This is a genomic window from Kumtagia sp. (assembly GCF_059502445.1).
Map to the genome: position 1 here is coordinate 88,253 of NZ_JCACER010000012.1, position 26,585 is coordinate 114,837.

23 protein-coding genes are annotated in these 26,585 nt (G+C 67.4%); 21 read left to right on the plus strand and 2 right to left on the minus strand.

Annotated features, from left to right (window positions below; translation table 11 throughout):
* Positions 1 to 38: 38 nt before the first annotated feature.
* The 8 genes from AC5JDC_RS05960 to AC5JDC_RS05995 all read left to right on the plus strand — a co-directional run bounded on the left by AC5JDC_RS05960 (position 39) and on the right by AC5JDC_RS05995 (position 7,261).
* A complete protein-coding gene (locus AC5JDC_RS05960; protein WP_495839998.1) occupies positions 39 to 1,190 on the plus strand; it encodes a cupin domain-containing protein in 1,152 nt (383 codons plus the stop codon).
* Between the two features lie 75 nt (positions 1,191 to 1,265).
* Entirely contained in the window at positions 1,266 to 2,393 is a 1,128-nt protein-coding gene (locus AC5JDC_RS05965) for an LVIVD repeat-containing protein (protein WP_495840000.1), read from the plus strand.
* An 11-nt stretch (positions 2,394 to 2,404) separates the two neighbouring features.
* Entirely contained in the window at positions 2,405 to 2,815 is a 411-nt protein-coding gene (locus AC5JDC_RS05970; protein WP_106771363.1) for a RidA family protein, read from the plus strand.
* Positions 2,816 to 2,848: 33 nt separating this feature from the next.
* Positions 2,849 to 3,475, plus strand: coding sequence for a glutathione S-transferase family protein (locus AC5JDC_RS05975; RefSeq protein ID WP_495840002.1), 627 nt, complete (start codon positions 2,849 to 2,851; stop codon positions 3,473 to 3,475).
* 2 nt (positions 3,476 to 3,477) lie between these two features.
* A complete protein-coding gene (fhmpcd1, locus tag AC5JDC_RS05980) occupies positions 3,478 to 4,407 on the plus strand; it encodes a 5-formyl-3-hydroxy-2-methylpyridine 4-carboxylate 5-dehydrogenase (RefSeq protein ID WP_495840004.1) in 930 nt (309 codons plus the stop codon).
* Between the two features lie 3 nt (positions 4,408 to 4,410).
* Positions 4,411 to 4,959 (plus strand): TRAP transporter small permease, encoded by a 549-nt coding sequence (locus AC5JDC_RS05985; RefSeq protein ID WP_495840006.1) that lies wholly within the window; start codon positions 4,411 to 4,413, stop codon positions 4,957 to 4,959.
* Positions 4,956 to 6,227 (plus strand): TRAP transporter large permease, encoded by a 1,272-nt coding sequence (locus AC5JDC_RS05990; RefSeq protein ID WP_495840008.1) that lies wholly within the window; start codon positions 4,956 to 4,958, stop codon positions 6,225 to 6,227. Before AC5JDC_RS05985 ends, AC5JDC_RS05990 begins: the two co-directional genes overlap by 4 nt.
* 20 nt (positions 6,228 to 6,247) lie before the next feature.
* Positions 6,248 to 7,261, plus strand: a complete 1,014-nt coding sequence (locus AC5JDC_RS05995; protein ID WP_495840010.1) for a TRAP transporter substrate-binding protein — start codon at positions 6,248 to 6,250, stop codon at positions 7,259 to 7,261.
* Positions 7,262 to 7,274: 13 nt separating this feature from the next.
* Here the strand turns inward: AC5JDC_RS05995 and AC5JDC_RS06000 are convergent, their stop codons facing one another.
* Positions 7,275 to 7,694, minus strand: a complete 420-nt coding sequence (locus AC5JDC_RS06000) for a hypothetical protein (RefSeq protein ID WP_495840012.1) — start codon at positions 7,692 to 7,694, stop codon at positions 7,275 to 7,277.
* Between the two features lie 99 nt (positions 7,695 to 7,793).
* Between AC5JDC_RS06000 and AC5JDC_RS06005 the strand changes: the two genes are divergently transcribed.
* From AC5JDC_RS06005 to AC5JDC_RS06055, 11 genes are all read left to right on the plus strand, one after another.
* Positions 7,794 to 8,819 carry a putative B6 ABC transporter substrate-binding protein gene (locus AC5JDC_RS06005; protein WP_106771357.1) on the plus strand — a complete coding sequence of 342 codons (1,026 nt, stop codon included), beginning with the start codon at positions 7,794 to 7,796 and terminating at the stop codon, positions 8,817 to 8,819.
* Positions 8,820 to 8,889: 70 nt separating this feature from the next.
* Positions 8,890 to 10,464, plus strand: coding sequence for a putative B6 ABC transporter ATP-binding protein (locus tag AC5JDC_RS06010; protein ID WP_495840014.1), 1,575 nt, complete (start codon positions 8,890 to 8,892; stop codon positions 10,462 to 10,464).
* On the plus strand, positions 10,461 to 11,558 hold the full coding sequence (locus tag AC5JDC_RS06015) for a putative B6 ABC transporter permease subunit 2 (RefSeq protein WP_106771355.1): 1,098 nt from the start codon (positions 10,461 to 10,463) through the stop codon (positions 11,556 to 11,558). The genes AC5JDC_RS06010 and AC5JDC_RS06015 overlap by 4 nt, the downstream gene beginning before the upstream one ends.
* Before the next feature lie 4 nt (positions 11,559 to 11,562).
* A complete protein-coding gene (locus AC5JDC_RS06020; RefSeq protein ID WP_495840016.1) occupies positions 11,563 to 12,498 on the plus strand; it encodes a putative B6 ABC transporter permease subunit 1 in 936 nt (311 codons plus the stop codon).
* A 54-nt stretch (positions 12,499 to 12,552) separates the two neighbouring features.
* Positions 12,553 to 13,359: a 4-pyridoxolactonase gene (gene pldA / locus AC5JDC_RS06025; RefSeq protein WP_495840018.1), complete on the plus strand. Its 807-nt coding sequence runs from the start codon at positions 12,553 to 12,555 to the stop codon at positions 13,357 to 13,359.
* A gap of 25 nt (positions 13,360 to 13,384) precedes the next feature.
* Positions 13,385 to 14,569 carry a pyridoxamine--pyruvate transaminase gene (gene ppaT, locus AC5JDC_RS06030; protein ID WP_495840020.1) on the plus strand — a complete coding sequence of 395 codons (1,185 nt, stop codon included), beginning with the start codon at positions 13,385 to 13,387 and terminating at the stop codon, positions 14,567 to 14,569.
* A gap of 22 nt (positions 14,570 to 14,591) precedes the next feature.
* A complete protein-coding gene (gene pldH / locus AC5JDC_RS06035; protein ID WP_495840022.1) occupies positions 14,592 to 15,335 on the plus strand; it encodes a pyridoxal 4-dehydrogenase, SDR-type in 744 nt (247 codons plus the stop codon).
* Positions 15,336 to 15,633: 298 nt separating this feature from the next.
* Positions 15,634 to 16,470 (plus strand): sulfite exporter TauE/SafE family protein, encoded by an 837-nt coding sequence (locus AC5JDC_RS06040; RefSeq protein ID WP_495840024.1) that lies wholly within the window; start codon positions 15,634 to 15,636, stop codon positions 16,468 to 16,470.
* A 230-nt stretch (positions 16,471 to 16,700) separates the two neighbouring features.
* Entirely contained in the window at positions 16,701 to 17,069 is a 369-nt protein-coding gene (locus tag AC5JDC_RS06045) for a hypothetical protein (RefSeq protein ID WP_495840026.1), read from the plus strand.
* A gap of 401 nt (positions 17,070 to 17,470) precedes the next feature.
* Positions 17,471 to 19,222: a peroxidase family protein gene (locus tag AC5JDC_RS06050; protein WP_495840028.1), complete on the plus strand. Its 1,752-nt coding sequence runs from the start codon at positions 17,471 to 17,473 to the stop codon at positions 19,220 to 19,222.
* Between the two features lie 17 nt (positions 19,223 to 19,239).
* Positions 19,240 to 19,644 carry a hypothetical protein gene (locus AC5JDC_RS06055; RefSeq protein WP_106771347.1) on the plus strand — a complete coding sequence of 135 codons (405 nt, stop codon included), beginning with the start codon at positions 19,240 to 19,242 and terminating at the stop codon, positions 19,642 to 19,644.
* Positions 19,645 to 19,727: 83 nt separating this feature from the next.
* Here AC5JDC_RS06055 and AC5JDC_RS06060 read toward each other — a convergent pair whose 3' ends face one another.
* Entirely contained in the window at positions 19,728 to 21,764 is a 2,037-nt protein-coding gene (locus AC5JDC_RS06060) for an AfsR/SARP family transcriptional regulator (protein WP_495840030.1), read from the minus strand.
* Positions 21,765 to 22,064: 300 nt separating this feature from the next.
* Between AC5JDC_RS06060 and AC5JDC_RS06065 the strand changes: the two genes are divergently transcribed.
* A complete protein-coding gene (locus AC5JDC_RS06065) occupies positions 22,065 to 23,258 on the plus strand; it encodes a YcaO-like family protein (protein WP_495840032.1) in 1,194 nt (397 codons plus the stop codon).
* A gap of 542 nt (positions 23,259 to 23,800) precedes the next feature.
* Positions 23,801 to 26,584 (plus strand): S8 family serine peptidase, encoded by a 2,784-nt coding sequence (locus tag AC5JDC_RS06070; protein WP_495840034.1) that lies wholly within the window; start codon positions 23,801 to 23,803, stop codon positions 26,582 to 26,584.
* The last annotated feature ends 1 nt before the right edge of the window (position 26,585 follow it).

Below are 26,585 nucleotides of genomic sequence, written 5' to 3' on the forward strand. Positions count from 1 at the left end.
GTTGAGTTGGTTGAACGATAAAAATGGGAGACCTCGACATGAGCGCCATGCCTCCGGCTAGCCAGATCGTCAGCAACAAGCAGGCGGCGCTGAAGTCGCTCTACGACGACCTCTATTCCAGGAACATGTTCCCGTTCTGGGCGCAGTCCGACAACATCGACCACGACGAGATCAAGCAGCTGATGGGGTCGGCGAAGGCCGTCCCGTTCGTGTGGGCCTACAAGGACATAGAGCCGCTGCTGCAGCGCGCCGCCGAGCTCGTCACCATGGACGACAGCGAGCGCCGCTCGCTCATCCTGGTCAATCCGGGGCTGGCGCCGAAGCGCGCCTCTGTCAGCACCATGTACACGGCCTACCGTCTGAACGATCCCGACGAGATCATGCCGCCGCACAAGCATTCGCCGAGCGCCATCCGCTTCGGCCTGACCGGGCAGGGCAACTTCACCGGCGTCGAGGGCGAGGACGTCGTCTTCGGCCCGGGCGACATGGTGCTGACCCCGAACGACGCCTGGCACAATCACGGCACGGTCGGCGGCGAGCAGGCGGTCAACCTGTCGGTGCTCGACCTGCCGCTGGTCGAGACGCTGCATGCCGTGCATTTCGACCACAAATACACCGAGATCGAGGACGGCAAGGAGGTCGTCAAGAAGGTGCAGACGGCGCGCTATCCCGGAGACTATTCGCAGCGCATCTACGGCGAGGGCGGGCTGATGCCGCGCTTCGTCGACCACAAGCGCGGCGGCGGCCTGTCGTCTCCCATGTATGTCTACCGCTGGGAGAAGATGCAGGAGGTGCTCGACCGCCACAAGGACTGGGACGGCGACCCGCATGAGGGCATCGTCGTCGACTATGTCGACCCGACCACCGGTGGCCCGGTGTTCCGCACTATCAATTTCTACGTCCAGATGCTGCGCCCCGGCGAGAAGACCCTGCCGCAGCGCGAGACGGCCAGCCTGCTGCTGGCGCCGTTCCGCGGCAGCGGCCATTCGATCATCGACGGCAAGCGCTACGACTGGAACCAGTTCGACACGCTCGCCGTGCCCGGCGGCTGCTGGGTCGAGCACGTCAACGGCTCCTCGACCGAGCCGGTGATCTTCTTCGGCGCCACCGACGCGCCTACCCAGAAGGCGCTGCTTCTCTACAAGCGCTGGGGCCGCAACGCCGCCGGCGACCTGCTGCGCTTCGCCTGACCGCCAAAAACCTGCGCGCGCCGCCCGCTTGGCGCGCAGGCTTTTCGTTCGAGTCCGGGCAGCAGGGGTGTCGTTTTGGTTTCCGCAGTCAACACCAAGCATATCGGCCATATCGACTGCCCCGGCGGCGGGCAGGTCTGGGTGGACGGCAACATCCTCTATATCGGCCACATGCGTCCGCCTAGCGGCACGACGCTGGTCGACATTTCCGATCCGCGCAATCCCAAGAAGATCACGACGATCGACGTCCCGCCGGGCTGGCACTCGCACAAGGTGCGGGCCAAGGACGGGCTGATGATCATCAACCACGAGCGCTTCGGCAGCGAAGGCCCCGCCGATTTCGGCGGCGGCCTCGCCATCTACGACACGTCGCGGCCGGAAGAGCCGAGGCTGATCTCGAAATGGCTGACCGGCGGCAAGGGCGTGCACCGCTACGACTATGACGGCCGCTACGCCTACATCTCGCCGACGGCGGACGGCTATGTCGGCAATATCGTCATGATCCTCGACCTCGTCGATCCAGCGAACCCGGTCGAAGTGGGGCGCTGGTGGATCCCCGGCCAGTGGACCGGCGGCGGCGAGGAATATCCCTGGCACGACTACGTCACGCCGCGCTGCCATCATCCGCTGCGCATGGGCGACCGGCTCTATGTCAGCTACTGGCACCACGGCCTGTTCATCCTCGACATCTCGGACATGAGCCGGCCGAAGCTGGTCGGTCATCTGAATTCCAGCCCGGCCTTCCCGCACCCGACGCACACCTGCCTGCCGATCCCGCAGCCGCTGAAGGGCCGCAACATCATGGTGGTGGCCGACGAGGACGTGGCCAAGCTGCGCCCGCACGCGCCGGCCTTCACCTGGATCTACGACATCACCGACGAGACCAACCCGCTGCCGATCTCGACCTTCCAGGTTCCGGGCATCGACCCGGACGGCGCGCCGCAGCCGCCGATGACGGGCTGCCACCAGCCGTCGGAGCGCTTCAGCGGCACGATCATCCCCTTCGCCTGGTTCGCGCAGGGGCTGCGCCTGGTCGACATCGCCGATCCGTTCGCGCCGAAGGAGGTGGGCCACTTCCTTCCCGACGCGCCGGCCGGCGCCGAGCGCGCCTCGTCCAACGACGTCACCATCGACGAGCGCGGCATCCTCTATCTGATCGACCGCATCCGCGGCGTCGACATCATCGAAACCAGCGTGTTCTGAGGGAGGGCCGCGTGTCGGACAGCGCCAGGAAATCGGCAACGCATTACGCGATCGGCAACAAGAACCCGAACCTGCCCTTCCACCCAGCGGTGCGCGCCGGCGACTACATCTTCGTCTCGGGCCAGGTGCCGAAGGACGAGAACAACGACATGATCGACGGCACGATCGAGGAGGAGACGGTGGCGACGCTGAAGACCATCGAGCGCATCATCGCGCATGAGGGCGCGACGCTCTCCGATGTCGTGCGCATCACCACCTACCTTCAGGACGTGCGCGACTTCGGCCGCTACAACAAGGCCTTCACCGCGGCGATCGGCGACGCGGTGCTCGCCCGCACCACGGTCGAGGCGCGCGCCGTCATCAACACCAAGATCGAGATGGACGCGATCGTCTACAAGCCGCTGCCGGCGGCGAAATCCTGATCGAACCGCAACGCATTCGAGGAGACGCAAGGCATGTACAAACTTCTGGGGCGCCAGACCTCCGGCAACGTCCAAAAGATCATCTTCATGTTGGAGGAACTCGGGGCCGGCTATGACCGGCAGGATTACGGCCGCCAGTTCGAGAACACGCAGACGGCCGAATACAAGGCCCTCAACCCGACCTCGAAGGTGCCGACGCTGGTCGACGGCGAGACCGTGATCTGGGAGTCGAACACCATCCTGCGCTACCTCGCGAACGGGAAGGGCGCCCATCTGACGGGCGCGACCGCGGCGGAAAAGACCGAGGTCGAGCGCTGGATGGATTTCCTGCTCGCCGCCGTCAACCCCGGCTATCTCGCCGCCTTCAAGGGCGCGAAGCTCACCCCGGAGGAGCAGACCGCCGACTACAAGGAGCAGGTCAAGGATCTGGTCGCCCAGCTCAGGATCATCGACGGGCACCTGGCCGGCAGGGATTTCCTGGCGCTCGGCAAGCTCACCATCGCCGACATCGCCTGCGCCCCGATCCTGAAGCGCTGCATCGACTTCAAGATCGAGCGGCCCGCCTTGCCGAACCTGGAGCGCTGGGTGGTGGCGATGGCCGAGCGGCCGGCCTTCAAGGTCGCCACCGGCGCCGCGCCGGCAGCGCCCAAGGCGGCCTGACGATGATCCGGCGCGTCGCCCTGATCGGCCTGGGGACGATGGGACCCGGCATCGCCGCGCGGCTGTCGCGCGGCGGGCTGTCGGTCTGCGCCTATGACGTCTCCGAGGCGGCGGTCGAGCGCGCCAGGGGCATGCTGCCGGTCGCGGGCGACGTGCTCGACCGGCTGGGCATCGCTGTCCCTTCTTCCGGCGAGGGCGGCGTGCGCTTCGCCGCCTCGATCGCCGAGGCGGTGGACGGCGTCGATCTGGTCATCGAGAACGTGCCGGAAAACATCGACGTCAAGGCCGAGACCTACCGCGCCATCGATCCGCTGGTCGCGCCGGAGGTGATCGTGGCCTCCGACACGTCGGGAATCCCGATCACCAAATTGCAGGCGCATATCTCCCACCCCGAGCGCATGGTCGGCATGCACTGGTCCAACCCGCCGCACATCATCCCGATGATCGAGGTGATCGGCGGCGAACGGACCGCGCCGGAGACGGTCGCCGCCATACGCGACCTGATCCGCTCGATCGGCCTGCTGCCGGTGGTGGTGAAGAAGGACGTGCCGGGTTTCGTCGAGAACCGCGTGCTCTATGCGCTGCTGCGCGAGGCGGTCGATCTCGTCGAGCGCGGCGTCATCGACGCCGAGGACCTCGACACCTGCGTCTCCTGGGGCATCGGCTACAAGATCGCCGCCATCGGGCCGATGGCGCTGCTCGATATGGCCGGCCTCGACATCTACAAGTCCGTCTCGTCCTTCCTCAATGCGGATCTCTCCAACCGCGCCGACATCTCGCCGCTGGTGCTGGAGAAGGCGGCGGCGGGCAAGCTCGGCATCAAGTCGGGCGAGGGAATGTTCAGCTACACGCCCGAAAGGATAGCCGCGCTGCAGAAGGAGCGCGCCGGCAAGCTCGTCGCCATCCGCCGAATTCTAGAAGGCCGGGAGTGAGCGATGCGACCGGCTGTGAGGGAGGCACGTCGGACTGATCATCGGGAGGCTTGGCAGGTTGCACGCGCCGCCGGCGGTGCCCTGCACACCGTCCTCGGCATCGCGCTGCTGTTCGTCGTCGCCGTCAACGTCTTCAACGCCACCGGCCGCTACCTCTTCGGCATGTCGATGACCGGAGCCGACGAGCTCATGGTCTATACCGTCGTGTGGATGGTCATGGCCGGCGCGGTGCTGGCGCTGGCCAGGCGCGAGCACATCAGCGTCAACCTGCTGCCGTCCTACGCCACCGGCCGCTGGCGGCACCTGCTCAACGCCATCCACGACGCAGCCGCGCTGTTCGCCTGCGCCTACGCGACCTATGCGTCCTACCTGTTCCTTGTCAGGATCGCGCGGCTCGGCACGACAAGCATGGGCCTGGGCATCCCTATGACCGTGCCGCATGCGGCGCTGGTCGCGGGTTTTGCCGGGCTCGCTATCGTCGCTGGGGTCCTGCTCGTCCGCGACCTCGATGCGCTCGTCCGCAACGGACCTGAAGGGGGGCATGCATCATGATCGCCTCCCTCGCGGCTCTGCCCATCGTCCTGCTGGCGCTCGGCACGCCGGTCTTCCTGGTGTTCCTCGCCGCCGTCGCGGTGACCTTCCTGTTCGTTCTGCCGACGCCGCCGCTGGCGCTGCACCAGGTGATGTTCGGCGGGCTCGACAATTATGCGCTGCTCGCCATCCCCTTCTTCATCTTCGCCGGCGAGCTGATGGGCACCAGCGGCATCGCCGCGCGGCTGATCACCTGGGTGCTGGCGCTGGTCGGCCGGCTGCCGGGCAGCCTCGGCGTGTCGACGGTCGGCGCCTCGGCCGTCATCGGCGCAATCTCCGGCTCCAGCGTCGCGGCGGTCGCCGCGCTCGGCAAGACGCTCTACCCCAAGCTGGAGAGCGCCGGCTACGGCAAGGAGCGCTCGGCCGGGCTGCTCGCCTCCAGCGGCGCCATCGACATCGTCATCCCGCCCTCGATCGCCATGATCCTGTACGGGCTGGCGGCCGAGCAGTCGATCCCGCGGCTGTTCATCGCGGGCATCCTGCCCGGCCTGCTGATCGCCGCGCTGATGTCGATCTTCATCGTCATCGTGGCGATCGTGCTGAAGATCCCGGTCGTCGGCCGCTTCGATCCGGCGGTCGCCTGGCGGGCCACCAAGGACGCCTTCGCGGCGCTGCTGATGCCCGTCTTCGTGCTCGGCGGCATTTATAATGGCTGGTTCTCGCCGACCGAGGCCGGCGGCTTCGCCTGCCTGTACGCCATCCTGGTGGCGCGCTTCGTCTATCGGACGATGGGCTGGGCCGACATCGTGCGCGCCGCCGGCAATTCGGCGCTGCTGTCGGCGCAGATCCTGGTGATCGTGGCGACCGCCGGCGTCGTCACCTGGGTGCTCACCACGCAGGGCGTGCCGCAGGCGATCGTCGCCTGGATCGAGGCGCTGGAGATGTCGACCTTCAGCTTCCTGCTCGCGGTCAATTTGGTGCTGCTGGTCATCGGCTGCTTCGTCGACCCGACCTCGGCGATCCTGGTGTTCGCGCCGCTGCTGGTGCCGATCGCCATCTCGCTCGGCATCGACCCGATTCATTTCGGCATCGTCATGACGGTCAACCTGGCGATCGGCATGTTCACGCCGCCCTTCGGCCTCAACATCTTCGTGGCGCAGTCGGTCACCGGTCTGCCCGCCCATTCGCTCTATCGCGGCGTGCTGCCCTTCGTGGCGGTGCAGATCGCCGCGCTCGTCATCATCACCTATGTGCCGGCGATCTCGCTGGCGCTCGGGCGATCGCTTTGAACAAGAAAAAGGGGAACCCGATGCTGCGCACACTCCTGAAAGCCGCCGCCCTCGGCACCGCGATCGGCCTGGCCTGCATGGCATCGCTGCCGGCGGCGGCGCAGAGCACGATGAAGCTCGCCTCCGCCACCATCAACGACGTCCAGCACGAGTGGCAGAAGGTGTTCGCCGAGGAGCTGAAGAGCAGGGTCGGCGATGCGGTGAAGACCGAGATCTATCCGGCGAGCCAGCTCGGCTCGATCCCGCGCATGGCGGAAGGCGTGCTGCTGGGCACCATCGAGGCCTTCACCACGCCGACCTCCTTCATGACCAACGTCGATCCGCGCTTCCAGGCCTTCGACGTGCCCGGCCTGTTCAAGACGCCGCAGGACGTCGACGCCGCCGTACACGACCCCGAATACCGCGCCCATCTGGAGGAGATGTTCCTTGACAAGGGGTTGCGCGTCATCGGCGCCATCTACAACAGCCCGACGGTGGTCTTCACCATGAAGCCGGTGACGACGCTGGACGGGCTGAAGGGCCTGAAGATCCGCACCTTCGCCTCGCCGATGCAGATCAAGCCGATGGAGCTGGTGGGGGCGACGCCGCTGCCGCTGGCGCTGACGGAGGTCATCCCTCAGCTCGAATCCGGCGGGCTAGACGGCATGCTGGTCGGCATGCCGATCCTCACGGCATTCAAGTACTACGACGTCGGCAAGAACATCACCGATCTGCGCTTCGCCGAGATCGTCTCCGTCACCGTCGTCAACGAGGACTGGTTCCAGGCGCAGAGCGAGGAGGTCCGGAAGGCCATCGTCGAGGCCGGCCGGGCCGCCGAGACGTCGGTCTTCCAATGGGGCGTCGACAACGTCCAGAAGACCTACAAGGTCTGGGCCGACAATGGCGGCGTGGTCAACGAGCTGTCGGCCGAGGACCAGGCCAGGATGGAGAGCGAGTTCCAGGCGCTGGCCGCGACGCTGGTCGAGGCCGATCCGAGCGTGAAGGCCGAGTACGAGCGGCTGAAGGCGCTCGTCCACGCGAAGGCGGCACAGTGAGCGCCGCCGCTCCTCAGTCGCAGACGATGCGCTCGGTGCCGGCGCGGCAGGTGACGCCGAGCACCGGCGCGGAAGTGTCGCGGCCGGGCACGATCTGCGCGCGGGTGGCATATGCGCGCCCCGCTCGGCCGCACCACAGCCGCTCGACCGGCAGGTTCTCGCGCTTGTCGTTGAGGGCCGCAAGCGTTCCGGTGGCCGGATCGCGCCACAGCTCGATCTCAGCCGACGTGCCGGGCGCCACCGTGACGAGTTCCAGCGAATACCAGTGCGCGACCTCGGCGTGGCAGGCGATCGCCTCCCGGTCGGCATTGGTCACCGTCAGCGGCAGCCGCGTCAGGCCCTCCGTGCCGATCCTGACAGCGATCGGCCGCAGTTCGACGGCGGAGGCGGACGAGGCAAGGACGACGGAAATTGCGAGGGCGAGGCGGAACATGGATTTCCTGAGTCTGGAGTAGAAAGTCGGACAACTCTAAATCGCTTCGGCGCAAAAACAATAACAAAGTGGGATCATCAAACAATAGGAGGACTACAAATGAAATCGTTGAAGGCAAGTGTAAGTGCAATACTGTTGAGCGGCCTGCTGATGGGCGGGGCGTTCGCCGGCGAGGTGAAATCCATCGCCATCCTCACGCCCGAGGAGGGCACCGACTACGGCTGGAACCAGCAGGGCGTGGCGGCGGCGAAGGCCGCGGCGGAAGCCGCCGGCATCGAGGTCATCGTCGCGCAGGGCCTCGGCTACGGCGACGTGCGGCCGACGCTGCGGGAGCTGGCCGAAGAGGGCGCAAGCCTGCTCATCGCCCATGCCAGCGGCTACAACACCTCGGCGCCCGAGATCGCCAACGAGCTGAAGGTGCCCGTGGCGATCGTCGACACGCCGGATGCGCTGAAGAAGGGCCTCGTCGCCGACTACACGCTGAGCGGCCACGAGGGCGCCTATCTCGCCGGACGGCTCGCCGCCAAGATGAGCCGTTCGAAGACGGTCGGCATCGTCGTCTCCGGCGAGCCGCCGTCCTGGAACTCGCAGTCGGCGGCGTTCGCCCAGGGCGTCAAGGCCGAGAACCCGGAGGTGAAGGTCACCTATGCGGTGATCGGCCCGGCCGCCTACAGCGACGCGGCCGGCGGCAAGCGCGTCACCGAAAGCGTGATCGCGGCCGGCGCCGACATCATCTTCGGCCAGGGCAACGGCTCCAGCTTCGGCATGCTGCAGGCGGTGGAGACGACCAAGGCGGCCGATGGCGGCAAGGTCCATTTCATCGACGTGATCGGCGACAAGACGGCGATCGACAAGGGTTTCCTGCTCACCTCGGTGATCTGGGACATCACGCCGGTCTACGCCGCGATGATCGCCGACCTGAAGGCTGATACTTTCGGCACCAAGCGTTATGCGATCGGCCTGAAGGACGACTCGGTCAAGCTGCTCAAGACGGGGGAAATCCCGGACGACGTCTGGTCGCAGGTCCAGGCGCTGCGCGAGGATGTCCTCTCCGGCAAGATCAAGGTCGAGCCGGTCTTCGAGGCCAGTGCCGTGCGCGCCTTGATGACCAACGTCACCGAGTGACCGCAAGAACTGCCGGAGGGGCGTCTCGAGCGCCCCTCCGGCACCGGTTGCGGCGAACTCCGCGGATTCCATGACCAGCGCATCTCCACCCCGGCCGGCCGGCAAGCCGGACCTCGTCACGCTCGAGCGGGTGACCAAAAGGTTCCCCGGCATCGTCGCCAACAACGCCGTCGACCTGTCGATCCGCGCCGGCGAGGTGCATGTGCTGCTCGGCGAGAACGGCGCCGGCAAGTCGACGCTGATCGGCATGCTGTCGGGGCTGCAGCAGCCGACGGAAGGCCGCATCCTGGTGGGCGGGACCCCGACGCCGATCACCTCGCCGCGCCATGCGCTGGCGCTGGGCATAGGCACGGTGTTCCAGCACATGATGCTGGTGCCGACGCTGACTGTGGCGGAGAACCTGCTGCTCGGCGGCTCGTGGTGGCGCCGGCCGAAGGCCGGGGAGCTGCAGGCGCGCGCCGCCGAGATCGGCCGCACCCTCGGCATTTCCGTCGACCTGGGCGCACGGGTCGAGGACCTGTCGCTGGGCGAGCAGCAGCAGGTCGAGATCCTGCGGGCGCTCTTGCGCGACAGCCGGCTGCTCATCCTCGACGAATCCACCTCGATGCTGACGCCGAAGGGCATCGACGACCTCGGTGCGCTGATGCGGCGCCTGGCGGAAAAGGGGCTGGCGATCGTCTTCATCACCCACAAGCTCAAGGAGGCGGCCGCCTTCGGCGACCGCATCTCGGTGCTGAAACTCGGCCGCAAGGTCGGCGAGATCACGCCCGAGCGGCTGCGCAGCCTGGGCGAGGACGAGATCGTCGCGGAGATCGTCGAAATGATGTTCGGCGCGAGGGCCGGCGGCGACCCCGAAGAGGCGCAGCGGACGGCACGGGCCTTCCCGGAGGCCGTCGCGCCGCTGCTGGAGGTGCGCGACCTCGCGGTGCCGGCCGGTTCGGGCACGCCGGGTCTCTCCGGCGTCTCCTTCGCCGTCCGGCCGGGCGAGATTCTTGGCATCGCCGGCATCGACGGCAACGGCCAGAAGCAGCTCGCCGAAGCATTGGCCGGGCAGCTTGCAGCGAGCGGCGGCACGATCCGGCTGGCTGGCGACGCCATGGACGGGCTCGGCGTCGGCGAGCGCCACCGCAAGGGGCTGCGCTATCTCACCGACGACCGGCTGGGCGAGGGCACTGTCGGCAGCTTCCCGGTGTCGATCAACTTCTTCCTCAAGCAGATCGGCACGCCGCCATTCTGGCGCAACGGCATCGAGCAGACCGCGGCGATCGACAAGCGCGCCGGCGAGCTGGTGCGCGCCTATGATGTCAGGACTCCAAGCCTGGAGACGCCGATCGGCAGGCTGTCCGGCGGCAACATCCAGAAAATCCTGATCGCGCGCGAGTTTGCCGACGGCGCCCGGGTCGTCATCTTCAACAAGCCGACCTACGGGCTCGACCTGGCGAATACGCTGGCGACCCGCCAGCGCATCCGCGACATCGCGACGGGTGGCGCAGCCGTGCTGCTGATCTCCACCGACCTCGAGGAACTGCTCGGCATGTGCGACCGCATTTCGGTGATGGCGTCCGGCGCGCTGGTCGGCACGGTCGACAATGCCGCCGACGCCCGTACCCGTGTGGGACGGCTGATGATCGGGCTGGCCGCATGAGCATCGACACGACACGAGCCTCCGACATGGCGACGATCGAGCAGTCCGCCGCCGCGGCAGGTCGCGGCCACCTGCAGCGGCGCGTGCTGATGACGCTGGGTCCGATCCTGGCGGCGCTGGTGCTCGCCGGCTGCATCCTGCTTGCCGTCGGCGTCAATCCGCTCGCCTATTACGGCTTCGTCGTCGAGCGCGGCCTTCTGTCTCCGACCGGCATCCAGCAGACGCTGACCCGGATGGCGCCGCTGCTGTTCATCGCCGCCGGGCTGATCGTCGCCTTCCGGGCCGGCATGTGGAATCTCGGCGGTGACGGGCAGTTCCTGCTTGGCGCCGTCATCGCGGCGGCGTCGGCGCCGGTGCTGGTGCAGGTGCTGCCGGCCTGGCTGGCGCTCGCCTGCGCCTTTCTCATGGCGACGGCCGTGGCCGTGTCGTGGTCGCTGGTGCCGGCGCTGCTGCGCGCCTATCAGGGCGTCAACGAGATCATCACCACGCTGATGATGACCTTCCTCGGCACCTCCTTCGCCAATGTGCTGGTCAAGCTCGCCTTCCTCGATCCGGCTACGACCGTGCCGCAGACGCGCACGCTGCCGGTCGAGGACCGGCTGCCGCGGCTGTTCGACACCACCATCACCAGCGGGCTGCTGTTCGGGCTCGTCGCCATCGTGGCGGTCCATCTGGTCATGACGCGGACCGCCTTCGGGCTGAAGCTGCGGGTGGTCGGCGCCAATCCGAAGGCGGCCATCCATGTCGGGCTCGGCGTGCCGGGGCTGACCGTCGCCGTCTTCGCCATCTCGGCCGGACTGGCCGGGCTCGGCGGCGCCATCGACGTGATCGGCGTGCAGGGCAATGTGCGGGCCGACTGGAACCCGGGCTACGCCATGGCGGTGATCCCGGCGGTGTTCCTCGCCCGCATGAACGGTTTTGCCGCCATCGGTTTCGTGTTCCTGCTGTCTGTCCTGTCGATCGGCGGCGAGAGCGCGGCGCGCCGGCTGGGCGTGCCGCACCATTTCACGCTGGTGCTGGTCGCCATCGTGCTGATCATGCTGGCGCTCGCCGAATACATCGACCACCGCTTCACCAGGGCGCGGAGGGCCTGACGCGATGACCGGGCTGTTCAGCGAAGTTTTTCTCGGCGCGCTGCTGTTCGGCGCCGTCACCGCCGCCATCCCGCTGCTGCTTGCCGGCCTCGGCGAGCAGATGTCGGAAAAGGCCGGCGTGCTCAACATCGGCATCGAGGGCATGATGATCGGCGGCGCCTATCTCGGCTTCGTCGCCGCCTTCTATTCCGGGTCGCTGTGGCTGGGTTTCCTCTTCGGCGCCTGCGCCGGCATCGCCGTGGCGGCTCTCATGGCGCTGCTGTGCGTGAGGCTGGGCCTCAACCAGATCGTCATCGGCATCGGGCTGACGCTCGGGCTGGAGGGGCTGACCGCTCTGCTCCACCACTTCCAGTTCTCGCGCAGCTATCCGCGCCTGCCGGCGGCGGAGCGGACCGAAATCCCGCTGCTCGCCGACATTCCGGTGCTCGGGCCGGCGCTGTTCCGTCACCACCTCGTCGTCTATCTGGCGATCGCGCTGGTCTTCGTCATGATCTACGTCTACCGCCGCACCCAGCTCGGGCTCAATTTGCAGGCGGCCGGCGACAAGCCGGCGGCGCTCGACGTCGCCGGCGTCGACGTCATCCGGACGCGCACCGTCGCCGTGCTGTTCACGGGCGCGCTCGCTGGTCTGGGCGGCGCCTATCTCGCCAATGTCGGCGCCGGCATCTTCATTCCCTTCATCACCAACGGTGCCGGCTTCCTCGGCATCGTGCTGGCGATGCTGGCGCGCGGGCGGCCGGTGTGGGTGCTGCTCGGTGCGCTGCTGTTCGGGCTCTGCCTGTCGCTGACGACGGCCATGCAGGTCGCCGGCATCAACATTCCGACCGATGTCATCCAGATGCTGCCGTTCCTGGCTGTCATGGTGATGCTCGTGGCGTTCGGCCGCCGCGGCAGCCTGCCGGCGGCGCTGGGCATACCCTATGAGCGCGGGGCGCGCTGAGGACGATCAACCGATCCGGCGCGCAGGGAACCGCGCCGCAACAAGGAGGCGACGATGTCAGACACCAAGGTTTATCTGCTGGACGGCGGTTCGCTGGTGCTCGACGGCTACCATGTCTACTGGAACCGCGGGCCGGGGGGCGAGGTGCGCTTCCCCGTCTATTCGATCCTCATCGAGCACGCCGAGGGCCGCTTCCTCATCGACACCGGCTACGACTACGACCACGTCATGAAGGTGCTGCCTTTCGAGAAGCCGATCCAGAGCAAGGACCAGACCATTCCGGGCGCGCTGGCCCTGCTCGGGCTGGAGCCGAAAGACATCGACGTGGTCGTCAACTCGCACTTCCATTTCGACCATTGCGGCGGCAACAAGTATTTTCCGCATGCCAAGAAGATCTGCCACAGGAGCGAGGTGCCGCAGGCCTGCAACCCGCTGCCTTTCGAGCATCTCGGCTATTCCGACCTGAGCTTTTCGGCGGAGGCGGCGGAGGCGCGCGGCGCCACCCAGCAGCTTCTGGAGGGCACCACCCGCGCCAACTCGACCTTCGAGGGCATCGAGGGCGACGTCGACCTCGCCAAGGGTGTCAAGCTGATCGCCACGCCCGGCCATTCGATCGGCCACTACAGCTTGATGGTGCATTTCCCCAAGCGCAAGCCGATCCTGTTCACCATCGACGCGGCCTACACGCAGAAGAGCCTGGAGACGCTGTGCCAGGCGTCCTTCCACATCGACCCGGTCGCCGGCGTGGACTCGATGCGCCGGGTGCGCAAGCTTGCCGAGGACAACGAGGCCGAGCTGCTCTATTCGCACGACATGGAGAACTTCAAGACCTACCGCACCGGCACCCAGTTCTACGGCTGAGGCCGGCCATTCCCGGAGAGCGACAATGCGATATCCCGACCACGCCGAGCCGGTCGTCACCCTCACGTCAGGGCCGGTCAATGCCTATGCCGCCGTGCTGCGGGGGCTGGGGCGGACCGTGCTCTACGACTACGATCCGGCGTTCCAGCGCTTCTATGAAAGCGTGGTCGGCAAGGCGCAGGAGGCGATGCGGCTGTCGAACCGGCCGGTGATCCTGCATGGCGAGCCGGTGCTGGGGCTGGAGGCCGCGGCCGCGTCGCTGATCGCGGCGGACGACGTGGTGCTCAACCTTGCCTCCGGCGTCTACGGCAAGGGTTTTGGCTACTGGGCCAAACGCTACTCGCCCCATCTCCTGGAGATCGAGACGCCGTACAACGAGGCGATCGATCCGCAGGCAGTCGCCGACATGCTGAAGAGGCATCCGGAGATCACCATCGTCTCGGTCTGCCATCACGACACGCCGTCGGGCACGATCAATCCGATCGACGAGATCGGCGCGCTTGTTGCGGCGCACGGCGCCTACCTGATCGTCGACGCCGTCTCCTCCTTCGGCGGCATGAAGACCCACCCCGAGGACTGCAAGGCCGACATCTACGTCACCGGGCCGAACAAGTGCCTCGGCGCACCTCCCGGCCTGACGCTGATGGGTGTCAGCGACCGCGCCTGGGCCAGGATGAAGGCCAACCCGGCGGCGCCGCGCGCCTCCATGCTCAGCATTGTCGACTGGGAGAACGCCTGGTCGAGGGAGAAGCCGTTCCCGTTCACGCCCTCGGTCGCCGAGGTCAACGGGCTGGACGTGGCGCTCGACCTCTATCTCAACGAAGGCCCGGAAGCGGTGTGGGCGCGCCATGCGCTGACGGCAAAAGCGACGCGCGCCGGGGCGCTAGCCATGGGCCTGTCGCTGTGGCCGGCGAGCGAGGCGATCGCCTCGCCGACCACGACGGCGATCCGCACCCCCGAGGGGATCGACGAGAAGGCGCTGCGCCAGGCTGCGCGCGAGCGCTACGGCGTCGTCTTCTCCTCAGGGCGCGGCGAGACGCTGGGGAAACTCACGCGCATCGGCCACATGGGTCCGACGGCCCAGCCGATCTACGCCGTGGTGGCGCTGACGGCGCTGGGCGGCGCGCTCAGCGCGGCCGGGATGAAGCTTCCCGTCGGCAGGGGGATCGACGCCGCGCTGGCGGTGATCGACGCCGACGGCACGAATTGAACTGGACAAGGAGACGGGTCACATGAGCGACAGGCTTGCAGGAAAGATTGCCCTGGTAACCGGGGCGGCGCAGGGCATCGGCAAGGCCATCGCGGCAAGGCTTGCCGCCGACGGCGCGACCGTGGTGATCAGCGACGTCAATGCCGAGGGCGGCAAGGCTGCAGCCGCCGCGATCGGCGGCAGGGCGCAGGCCATCGCCGCCGACGTCTCCGACGCCGCGTCGGTGAAGGCGCTGTTTTCGGAGATTCAGACGCTCGGCGGCATCGACATCGTCGTCAACAATGCCAGCATCGTGCCCTTCGTCGCCTGGGACGAGGTCGACCTCGCCCATTGGCGGAAGATCATCGACGTCAACCTGACCGGCACCTTCATCGTCACGCGCGCCGCGACCGACCAGATGCGCGCCGCCGGCAAGGCCGGGCGGGTCATCAACATCTCCTCCAACACCTTCTTCGCCGGCACGCCGAACATGGCGGCCTATGTGGCGGCCAAGGGCGGCGTCATCGGCTTCACCCGGGCATTGGCGACCGAGCTCGGCAAATACAACATCACCGCCAATGCGGTGACGCCGGGCCTGATCGAGAGCGAGGGCGTCAAGGCGAGCCCGCACAACGAGGCCTTCGGCTTCGTTGAGATGCTGCAGGCGATGAAAGGCAAGGGCCAGCCGGAGCACATCGCCGACGTGGTCGCCTTCCTCGCTTCCGACGATGCGCGCTGGATCACCGGCCAGACCATCAATGTCGATGCCGGCATGGTTCGGCACTAGAGCGGTTCGGTTTCGTCGGTCGGCGGGACGAATTCATGTCCTGTATTTTTTCGCAAGATCCCGGCGAAAAGCTGCACGGTTTCACTGGAATTTCGCTAAGGTCCGTCGGAATTTCAGGCCAGGACGGCCCGAAAAACAGTGCTTCGGAGCCCTTCCGACGGCCTTGATCGATGCCTGCGCATGGCGGGCGAGGCAAGTGGGGGCGGCTCTCCGCCCGACCTGACCAGCCTCGCTTGCCACTCGCCGCCCCGCCCTTTACGCGAGGCGCGCGGTGAATCACGTTTGAGGGGATACCGAGTTGGAAGCAGGATTTGACGCGTCGATGCTCGACCGGGAGACCGTTGCCGCCCTGATCGCCGGTCTGCTGTTCACGGGCGTCGTCTCCGGAACGCTGGCCGGCCTGCTCGGCGTCGGCGGCGGCATCGTCATCGTGCCGGTGCTGTTCTGGGTGCTGACGCTGCTCGACTTTCCGGACGAGGTGATCAGCCACCTGGCCGTGGCGACGTCGCTTGCCGTCATCATCCCGACCTCGATCTCGTCGATGCGGGCGCACAACAAGCGCGGCAATGTCGACCGCTCGCTGCTCAAGCTGTGGGGGCCGGCGATGTTCGTCGGCGCGCTGATCGGCGGCATCCTGTCGAAATACATCCCCGGCGGCGGGCTGCGCCTGGTCTTCGGCGTGGTCGGCGTTCTGGTCGCCGTCAACATGGCGCTGCCCAGGGCGCTGGTCCTGGCCGAGCACCTGCCGAAGAGCGGCCTCGTCAACCGGGCGATTGCCACCGTCATCGGCTTCATCTCGTCGCTGATGGGCATCGGCGGCGGCACGCTGTCGGTGCCGACGCTCGCCGCCTTCTCCTTTCCCGTCCACCGCGCCGTCGGCTCTTCGGCCGCGCTCGGCCTGCTGATCGCCGTACCGGCGGTCGCCGGCTTCATCTGGGCAGGGCTCGACGTCGCCGACCGGCCGCCATTCAGTCTCGGCTATGTCAGCCTGCCGGCGGCGGCGATCATCGCGCCGACCAGCTTCCTGCTGGCGCCGCTCGGCGCGCGCATCGCCCATGCGCTCAACGCCCGCTACCTGAAGCTCGCCTTCGCGGTCTTCCTGGCGCTGACGTCGGCCCGCATGCTGCTGTCCTGAGAAGGACGCGCGATTCGCGCTCGGCGTCAGGCTGAAATCGCAGGGGTGGGCGGCGAGCGGCCGGATCGGTCCGCCGGTCCGACCAATGTCGCCGGCCGGCCATCCGTCATGCCGTTCGGCCGACGGAAACGGAAAATCATCGGGTTTTTTCCGCCCGCCCCGCCCAATTCACGCTGATTTCACGCTGGCCCTGCGAAACATGCTCCATCAACACCGCGCAGGAGGGGAGCATGCCAGATCATCTCACGCACCGGTTCGATTTATCGATCCCGGACGAGCTGGACCCGACGGCCAAAGTGCGTATTCCCGGCATTCAGGCGCCGGCCCGCCAGCGACCTTCGGTCCGCATCTGGACGGAAGGAAAATGGGCGCCCGCCGAATATCCGGTGCCGCGGGGACCGGGGCGGCGGCCCGAACGGCCTTCGGCCCGCTGGGCCAGGCTGGCGATCCGTCGGAACATGCGTCGCTCGGACACTCCGGAGCAGTCGCCGCGCATGATCCTGCAGGTCGCCAACCAGAAGGATAGAAATGTCGAAGTTGTCATCACCCGGGAGCGCGGCGGGCTTGCGCGCATCTCGGCGCGTCATGCCCGCGATTGACGAGGCTGGCTGGAAATCGGCGGGTCTGTGGCGCCACGGCGCATTGCGCTGTGGCGAGGACGGGTATGCCGCCGGGCTCGCATTGCCAAGGTGCTCCTTGCAACACAGCACCGGTCGGCGGGGGCCGGCTGCAGGGACGGATCGTGGCCTCCCACACGATCCGTCCCGTCTTCCGGCAGGCGGACCCGGCCGGATATACCGCCGTTTTTCCTTGCTTTGATCCGTGGCCGCGACCACGGTCCCGCCGTATGCCGGCGACAGCGATTGCTGCGAAGCAGGGGTGGAGGGCTGCCCGCCGCCGGTCGTACTGACAGGCCGGCGTCGGGTCGAATTTCAGGCGGAGCAGGCGCGCAGCACCCGCTCCCTGGTCGGACTGGCATGACAGAAGAGGGCGATTGACCATGCGACACGGGGAAGACACCAACTACGAAGCGTTGGTCAATCACCGGCGGAACTACGGGGCGCAGCGGCAGACCGAGGGCTGTCCCGTTATGGAGAAGAAAAGCGCCATCGAGAAGAAGAGCGCCTCCGGGGCTGCGTTGCGCGAGCGTCTTCTCTTTCCCGACCTCGCCGACAGGCCGATAAGCCTGATGGAGGCGGAGAACGGCAGCGCGGCGGTCGAGCGCACCCAGGAAGCACTGTCGGCCATTACGAGCCGCATGCTCGGCCCGATCGATCCTACCGATCTCAGCGACAATCCGGCGGCATTCACCTATTTCGGCCAGTTCGTCTTCCACGACATCGTCTTCAGCCGCATCTTCGGCGCTCCCGTCAGCGACGTCAGCGAGCGGGCGCTGCGCAATGCCTCCTCGGGCAGCATCGATCTTTCGGGCCTCTACGGGCGCGGTCCCGTCGTCGACCCGCATCTCTACGACTGGGCATCGGCCAATGACACGGCGCTCTGCCGTTTTCCGCTCGGCCTGCCCGGCGTCAGCGACCGCAACGTCAAGCTGCCGGTGGACGGCTCCGTGGAGCGGGCGCGCGACCTGCCGCGCGTCGACGGGTCAAGCGGCTTCATGAGCCTGCAGGGGCGCAAGGGGCCATATCGCCCGCTCGTCGCCGATCCGCGCAACGACGACAACCTGGTCCTGTCGCAACTCCATTGTGCGCTGATGCAGGTGCACAACCGTCTCGTCGACGTGCAGATCGCACACCGCGGCGCCACCGCCCAGATCGCCTTCGAGCAGGCGCGCGCCTATCTGACCAGCGTCTATCGGCGCGTCGTGGTCGACAACTACATGCGCCGGATGCTGTCGCGCGAGGTATGGGACCATTTCTTCGGCGGCGAAGGCTTCCGCGGACCGGGCGCGGACACGCTGGCGCCGCTCGCCGATCTGCCGATGGAGTTTTCCTTCGGCGCCTCGCGTTTCGCCCACGGCATGGTTCGCGAGCGCTATTCCGTCAACCAGGCCTTCGACGATATCCCCGGCACGCTGCGGGAGATGCTGTCCTTCTCCAGCCAGCGCCCGCACGGCGACGTGCCGGTGCGTGTCAACTGGGCGATCGACTGGAGCCGCTTCGCCGAACTGGGCGACCCGGCCAGGATGATGCGGGCGCGCCGGATCAGCCCGTTCCTTGCCTTCGAGCTGGCCTCGGTGAAGCACGCGGCCGATCTCGACGGAACGCCTCGCTCCATCGCCTTCATGGACTGCTGGCGCTGCTACCACCTGGGGCTGCCTTCGGGGCAGGCGGTCGCGGAAGCCGTCGGGGCGGCGCTTGCCGACGGCCCGGCCCATGTGCGGGTGCTGTCCGGTGCCGACATGCTCCCGACGGAGTGGTGCAAGGAGCGCTACCCCTTCCATGCGGCGGAACTGGAGCGGACACTGAATGCCTACCCGCAGTTCCTGACGGAGACGCCGCTTTCCTATTACGTGCTGCAGGAAGCCTCGGTGCTCGGCGACGACGGGAACCGGCTCGGCCCGGTCGGCTCGTATATCGTCGGCGCGACGGTCGCCGCCGCACTCTTCAATACCAGCGACAGCGAAATCCACGTACCGCTGCCCTGGACGGTCCATCCGCATACACTGGCCGGCCTGCTGAGGCTTGCCGACGACAGGCTGGTGTCGGATGACGAACTCGTCGGATTGCTGGAAAGGACGGTCCGTCCCGACCTTTCCGCAAGGGGTCATCGAAGGACGGGCAACGCAGTGTGAAAGAAAAGGAGGGCATTATGGCCAAATTCGAGAACGTGCAGTTCGAGGCGCTCGGGGAGTTCATCCAGCGGATGATCAAGGATCCCGCGGCGATCGAGACCTTCAAGACGGGATCCCAGGATGAGATCAAGAATCTCCTGAGGGGATTCATGTCGCCGCGCGGCAAGACCTGGGACGAGATCACCATCGTCCCGCATTTCGACGAGGAGAATGTCGTCAACATCTCCTTCCCGTTCACGGGCGACGTCGAGGAAACCGTGCGTGAAATCGCGCCGGAGGTGGGCGAGGGTGTGGATTACCCGTTCCCCGACCACTACAAATTCGACCCGAACACCGGCGCCACGCCGGAGGAGAAGAAGGCCAACCGGCTGCGCGGCTATCGCAGCCGCATCGGCGACTATGTGATGTCGCGCTGCAAATAGGCGCGACATGCGGCATGAACCCGAGAAGTTGCAGACTTTTCGGACAAGATCATGCGGCAAAAGAGAGAGAGAGCTCGACCGCGTCACGCCAGCCGCGCGGCGCGGTCGATGCCTTGCGCAAGCCGTTCCCGATCGGCCTCGATCCGGATCGGAAACACATTCTTGAACCAGTCGATCGCAGCGCGGCGCGACGGGCGCTCGTTGTTGTACCAGGCCGCGGAGATGCTGCGAAGGAAGACGCGGAAGTCGGCGCCCGCTGCCGCGTCGTTGCCGGAAAGCGCATGGGCCGCCGCCGACCAGCCGCGGATGTCCGGGAAAAGGCCGTCGCTCTTTTCCACCGCCTGGATGCAGCCGGGAAGGTCGCCCGCCAGAAACGAGATCGTCGCCAGGTAACCGTAATAGTGCGGGTCGTGCAGCGGATTGAGCTCGAAGGAACGCCGCGCCAGGTCGACGGCGCGCTCCGGGCTGCCGACGAAGGCGCTCGCCAGCGCATAGGCGATGAGCGTCGCCGGATTGGCGGCATTGAGGTCGTGGGCGAGGCCGAAATGGAAGTCCGCCAGCTCCCAGCGGCGGGCGAGCAGATGGCTCCACGCCAGGTTGACCTGATTGCGGTGGTCGAGCGGGTCGAGCATCACCGCCTGCTTGGCGAGATCGAAAGCGCGCTCCAGGTCGGCGCTGTCCAGCGGATAGCCCGGCAGCACGATCCAGCGCGAGTTCAGGATCGCGGCCAGGCTCGAATAGGCGCAGGCCAGCTTGGGATCGAGGCGGATCGCGTCCTCGTAGCGGGCAATCGCGGCGGCCTCGGTGTCGTTGCGCCACAAGATGGACAGTCGCTGCCCGTCGAGCCAGTGATCGTAGGCCGAGATGTAGTTCGGCGACAGCGTGTCTATGCGGTGCAGCCGCGTGCTCGATATGGCAAGCTGCAGCCGCGAGGCCACCTGCGCGCAGATTTCGTTGAACACGGTTCGCCAGCCGGACGGCGCGTGCGGCGCGGTGGTGGTGAAATGCAGCTCGCCGTGGGTGAGCGAAACGCACGAGATCTCGAAGAGACGCTCGGTTCCCCGTTCGGCCGTGTTGATGACCACCGCCACGTCGGCAATGTCCTTCAGGGCGCTGAGCAGACCGTCGATCGAGCGCGAGCGGATGATCTCCGGATCGAGCTCGGCCTGGATCGCGGTCCAGTGCCGGAAGCGCGACAGCGAGGCGGACAGCTCGCTCACCAGGGCGAACTGGATGTGGGCATCACTCGCCCGATATTTTTCCGTGACCAGAACGATCGTCGGCTTCTCGACGACGTTGGGCAGCATGTCGGGTTCGATGCGGCCTTGCGGCGCCGCGCCCGCGACATCGCTGCGCTCGCCGGTCTTGAACTCCTCGAGCTGCCGGATCATGTCGCGCGGCGGCGCGATGTCGAGCTCGGCGCGAAGGTCGTTGGAGTAACGCTCGAAAAAGCCGTGCGCGCTGGCGAAGCCGCCTTCGCGGTAGAGCGCGCGCAGCATTTCCATCGCCGCCGCTTCGTGCAGGGGGTCGACATGCAATATGCAGCTGGCGATCGCCTTGCGCTCGGCGACCGTCGAATTCGGCGCATCGAGGGCCTTCGACAGCTGCTGGACCAGGCTGTCCGACCAATGCGTGGCGGTCATCCTCAGCCAGTTGTCGAAAACCGGGTCGCAGTCCTGGAGGCCGGCGCACAGCGAATCGCTCCGCTGCGCCAGTATGCCGTCGGCGATCGCGAAATCCCGCTGCTTGAGGGCGAGATGGACGGTCGCAATATCGGTCTTGAACAGGGTGCGGTCGATGCCGACGGAGAGCTTGTCCACGGCCAGAAAGTTGACGCCGGTCTGGACCTCGATCTGCCGGAGGTCGCGGATCGATTGCCGCAGCGAGGCGCGCGCATGTTCCTCGTCCCGGTCGCTCCACAAGAGCGCCGAAAGGCGGCCGCGTGTCTCCCGGTACTGTCCGCTCAGCAGCAGATAGGCGAGGATCGCGCACGCCTTGCGCTTGTCGAAGACATGCACCTGGCCGGCGCTGTGAATCTCGAAGCCGCCCAGAAGCTTGACTTCCAGCCGTGCCTCGACGAGGCCGTCCTCGGTATGCCTTGCAACTGTCGCTACCGACATGAGAATCCTGCACCTTTGGTAAGCATCGTAATAAGAATCCTGCACCTTTGGTAAGCATCGTAATACCGTACAGGACCCTGCGTTAAGTGGTGAAAGAACGTGCGGCTTGAAAAGCGCCATTGGGAACTTCTTTGCGCCAGTTCGGTAGCGCAATGCAACCCGCTTGAAACTGCTGCAACCGCGTCGTCGGCCCGCGATAGCGCGGATCTGTCGGCCGCCGGGCTATGGCCCGCCTTACGCGACGGAACGGCTCATGCCGAGGACCGGTCGAACCTGTGCCGCTTTGCCGCCCGCCACGGCATGGTCGTCGACCTGTTCGAGGTGCCGGGCGGAGTGCTTGCCGCGAGCAATCTCCATATCGGCGGGCTGTCCGGCTCAGGTCCGACCACGGTCAATGGCAAGGGTTTTTCCGCGCCGCAGGCCGTGCTCAGCTGCCTCGGCGAGGCGGTGGAATTCGCAAGCTGGTTGTACCGGCCGCAGGATCGTCGGCGCCTGGCAGGGCTCGATGCTGCCGGAGAACAGCCTTGGCGGATTTCAGCACGGCATGTGCTCGGCTTTTCCGAACGTCAGGTCGGCGACCACGAAAAGCTCAATCGGACATGGGGGGGATGGGATGTCGTCCCGACGGCGGGGGATATGGAAGAGCCGGAGCACTGGGCGACCGTGCACGATCTCTCCGGCGCGCGATCGGCTCCTTGCCCGGCCTTTCTCTGCTACGGCCGCTTTGGCGACAGGGAGCGCGGCGATCCAGGCCTCAATGCCGATTCGAACGGCTCCGCCGCCGGACGGACGCCGGAGGAGGCGCGGCGGCGCGCGGTGCTCGAACTGGTCGAGCGCGACGCGACCGGCATCTGGTGGTGGCGGGGCTGCCGGCGCGCCCGCATCGCGGCCGAAACTCTGGAAGATGCCGAACTGGCGGCGGCGCTGGCGCGGCATCGCGACGACACCGGGCGAAAACTCTGGTTCCTCGATATTTCGACCTTCCGCAGTGCGTCCGTCGTGGCGGCGGTTTCCTGCGCGCCGGACGGCCGGCAACTGGCAGCGGGCTTCGCCGCCGCGCTGTCGCGGCGTGACGCCGTGCGCTCGGCATTCCTCGAAATGCTGCAGACAGAGCTGTCCATCGACGCCCACGAGATCCGCATGGAGGACGGACTGCCGGGGCCGGCTAGCGACCGAAGGATGTCGCGCTGGCTGGACGAGGCGGATCTTGCGGCGCTGGATTTCCTGACGGGCTCCGATCCGTCGGGGACGCTGCCCGAGCGGGCCGCGGCGCTGCCGGAACTGGTGGACGAGATGGCGGCGGCCGGCCACGAGGTCTGGTTCAGCGACCTGTCGCGGCCCGACATCTGTGTGCCCGTGGTCAAGGCGATCGCCGCCGGACTTGCCCACTACAAGCCGCGCTTCGGCTGCTTTCGGCTCGGCCATCTGCCCGGGCAGCGGGGCTGGGAAACGGCGTATTCCGATCGCCTGAATCCGATCGCGCTGGTGATCTGACAAAAAGTTTTCCGCAGCGTCAGCCGCTTCACGCTGACTTCACGCTGCCCCGGGCTATCTGCCGATGTGAGGTCTGGCAGCTGAGGGCAGCCATGAGGAACGTCGAACAGAGTTGGGCCGGCCATCGGTCGGATGCAGGGAGGTTCGAGGCGACGGGGGTCCGCTTTGCGGGCAAGGGGCGCTTCGATGGCGGTATGGGCGATGTCCTGCCGTTTGCCGTGCGCCGCCCCGGGACGGCGACGGTTTCCGCTCCGGTCCATCCGGGATCCGGGCACTCACATCGGCTGGAGGCATTTGCCCCTCCAGTCCCGCATGACCAACCGACATATCCGCTCGCCGATGGCCTTGCCATAGCGGGCGCTTCCCGCGCCATCCTCCCATCGGCGCGGGTCGCCATTCCCGAGCAAGCAGACAATCGCGATCCCGATATCGAGCGGGACGGGCCGCAACCGGTCCGTCTTCCTCGCTGGCCGATGCACGGCCGGTCTTGGGATCGGGCCCGGCCGGCCGAAGCGCCCGGCCGCCGCAGAGGAAGAGACACAATGTATCGCCCATTCCTGAAGGCCGCTGCGGAAGCCTGCAGCGATCCGGAGTCGCAGACGCTGACGCCGGGCATCGTCCGATTCACCCTGGAATACCGCGAGGCGCCCGATCCGAAGACCGAGCGCGACAAGCTGAGCAGGATCATAGGCGGCGACCGGTTCGCCTTCTTCCCGCTTCCGCCCGGCGAGGACCCGCTCATCCATGTCCTGCAATTTCCGGGGGTCATCCGCCAGCAGTCCGCCGGCTTCCTGTTCGACGTGGCGCAGGGCCTGGTCGGCGATTGCGGCCTGGTCTCGTGCGTGCCCGACGTCGATCCGGGATGGATAACCGACGACGAACTCGGCCATCAGGCGCCCGAATCGGTCGGCGGCATCGTCTGGACGCTGTGCCGGTCGCATGCGCCGGCACCGCAGGCGCCGCGCTGGGCGGTCTCGGCGGTGCGGGCCGACCGCGCCTGGGAGGCCTTCGGCACGACCGGGCAGGGCATCGTCATCGGCCAGCCGGACACCGGCGTCGCCGACCATCGCGAGCTCGACGGCGCCATCGACATCCGCAGGGGCACCGACACCCTGGCGGGCGGCGGCCTTCCCATCGATCCGCTGTCGCCGACCATGGCCTCGCCGGGCCACGGCACCGCCACATCGAGCGCGGCTGTCAGCCGCCCGTCCATGGCGATCGTCGGAGCGGCGCCGGGAGCGACACTGGTGCCGATCCGCTGCACCAATTCCGTCATCATCGGCAGCGGCGCCGCCGTCGCCGCGGCGATAGACCATGCCCGGCTGGCCGGCTGCCATATCGTCACGATGAGCCTGGGCGGCCCGATCGAAGGCGCGGATCTGCGGCGCGCCATCGATCGCGCCGTCAAGGCCGGCATGATCGTGCTGGCGGCGGCCGGCAACTGCGTGCATGCCGTGCTCTATCCCGCCTGGGACGCCAACGTGATCGCCGTGGCCGCCGTCGATGCCGACGACCGGGCGTGGCGGGGAACCTCGCACGGCCCGAAGGTGGACATCTCGGCGCCGGGCGAGAACGTCTATGTCGCGCGCCGGCATTGGCCGGCGGATGCCGACAAGTCGCTGGTCGAACCGGGCCAGGGCACCTCCTTTGCGGTGGCGATCGCCGCGGGCTGCGCGGCGCTGTGGCTGTCCAGGCACTCGCCGGACGCCGTGCGGGCGGAAGCGGAGAAGCGCGGCGTCAGCGTCCAGGAACTGTTCCGCGCCGCGATCAAGGCGACTGCCCGCCGGCCGGAGAACTGGCCGTCGCAGTCCCTCGGCGCCGGCGTCGTCGATGCCGAGCAACTGCTCGGCCTGCCGCTCGCGCGGGTTTCACGGCCCGTGCCTTCCACGGACGCAAATCCCGGGCGGTCGATGCTGGAAGGCGTGGCCGATGCCGAACGCTTCCTGGCGGAGGCGGGATTCCTGGCACTGGACCGGCGGCAGCGGACGGATCCGACACGCGTCGGAGCGCTGGAAAGCGCCGCCGCGCCGCGGCCCAGCCAGGCGCTGGAAGCCGCCATCCGCCGGTCGGGCGGCGGCGAGTTGCCGGCGGAGCGCAGCGCGCGCTCGGCGGCGGTCGCACCGCTCACGCCCTATATCGGACCGCGCAAGCCGTCGGCGAAGGTTCTGGCGCAAGGCGCGGTGGCAACCGGGGCGTTTTCCGCCAGCCGTGCCGCATCGGTCCAGGAAGGCAAAAAGGCGCTGCTGGACCGTATCGAAAGCGTGCTGAAGAGCCAGGTCGCGCAAAAGCGCCGGCGTGCCGACGCGGACAGGATCCGTCACGAAATCATATCGCAGGCGGAACGCGTGATCGATTCCTGGGCGCACGGCACGGCGATTCCGGCGGATGTGCTCGGCGCGGCCCGGGCCACGGCCGAGATGATCGTGCGCATCACCGACCGTCCGGCCGTGCCGGTCGTCGAAGGTTCCATCGATCTCGATCGACCCGAGCTGGCGCTGTGGGCGGGAGAGCTCGAGCCGGCACGCAAGCTCCTGAAGCCGCTGATCGACGCCGTCGGCCGCATCGACATCGGCAGGCCGGACGGCCATGTCCATGTCGGAACGGGCACGGTGATCGGGGACGGCCTGATCATGACCAACCGTCATGTCATCGAAGCCTTCTGCGAGCCGATTCCGTCGTCGGACGGAACGCAGAAGTTCCTGCTCAACGCTCCGGTCTCCATCTGCTTCGACGAAGCGGCGCTGGACGAGAGCCGGCGCTTCGTGGTCAAGGACGTGTTGACGGCGGGCCCCTGGAGGATCGGCGAGGTCGCGGACGTCGGCAAGCTCGACATCGCGGTTCTCGAGGTCGAGACGACCAATGCTGCCGGCGCCCGTCTGCCTGCGCCGGCGCCCTCGGGCCGGTTGCCCGTGGAAGCCGGCAACCGGTCCGGGCTGGTCGTCGTCGGCTATCCGGCCAGACCGGTCCTGTCAGCAGACACGGCCACCGGCGAGACCTCGGACCCGTGGGCGCAGGTCCAGGATGTGTTCGACGACGCCTACGGGACGAAACATCTCAGCGTCGGGCGCATCGTCAACAAGCCGGGCGAGATCGTCGGCGACGAGCGCGGCTGGGCGTTCACCCACGACGCAACGACGCTTGCCGGCAACTCCGGCGCCGCGGTCATCAGCCTGCGCCGGCCTTATCGGATAGGCGGGCTGCATTTCGGAGGGCAGGCGCTGCGGCAGAATTTCGCGCATGACCTGTCGGCCATCCGGACGGTGGTGCGGGACGAGCGGCAGATGCTGGACCTCGCGGCCTTCGGCGGGTTCCTGGATATTCCGTGAG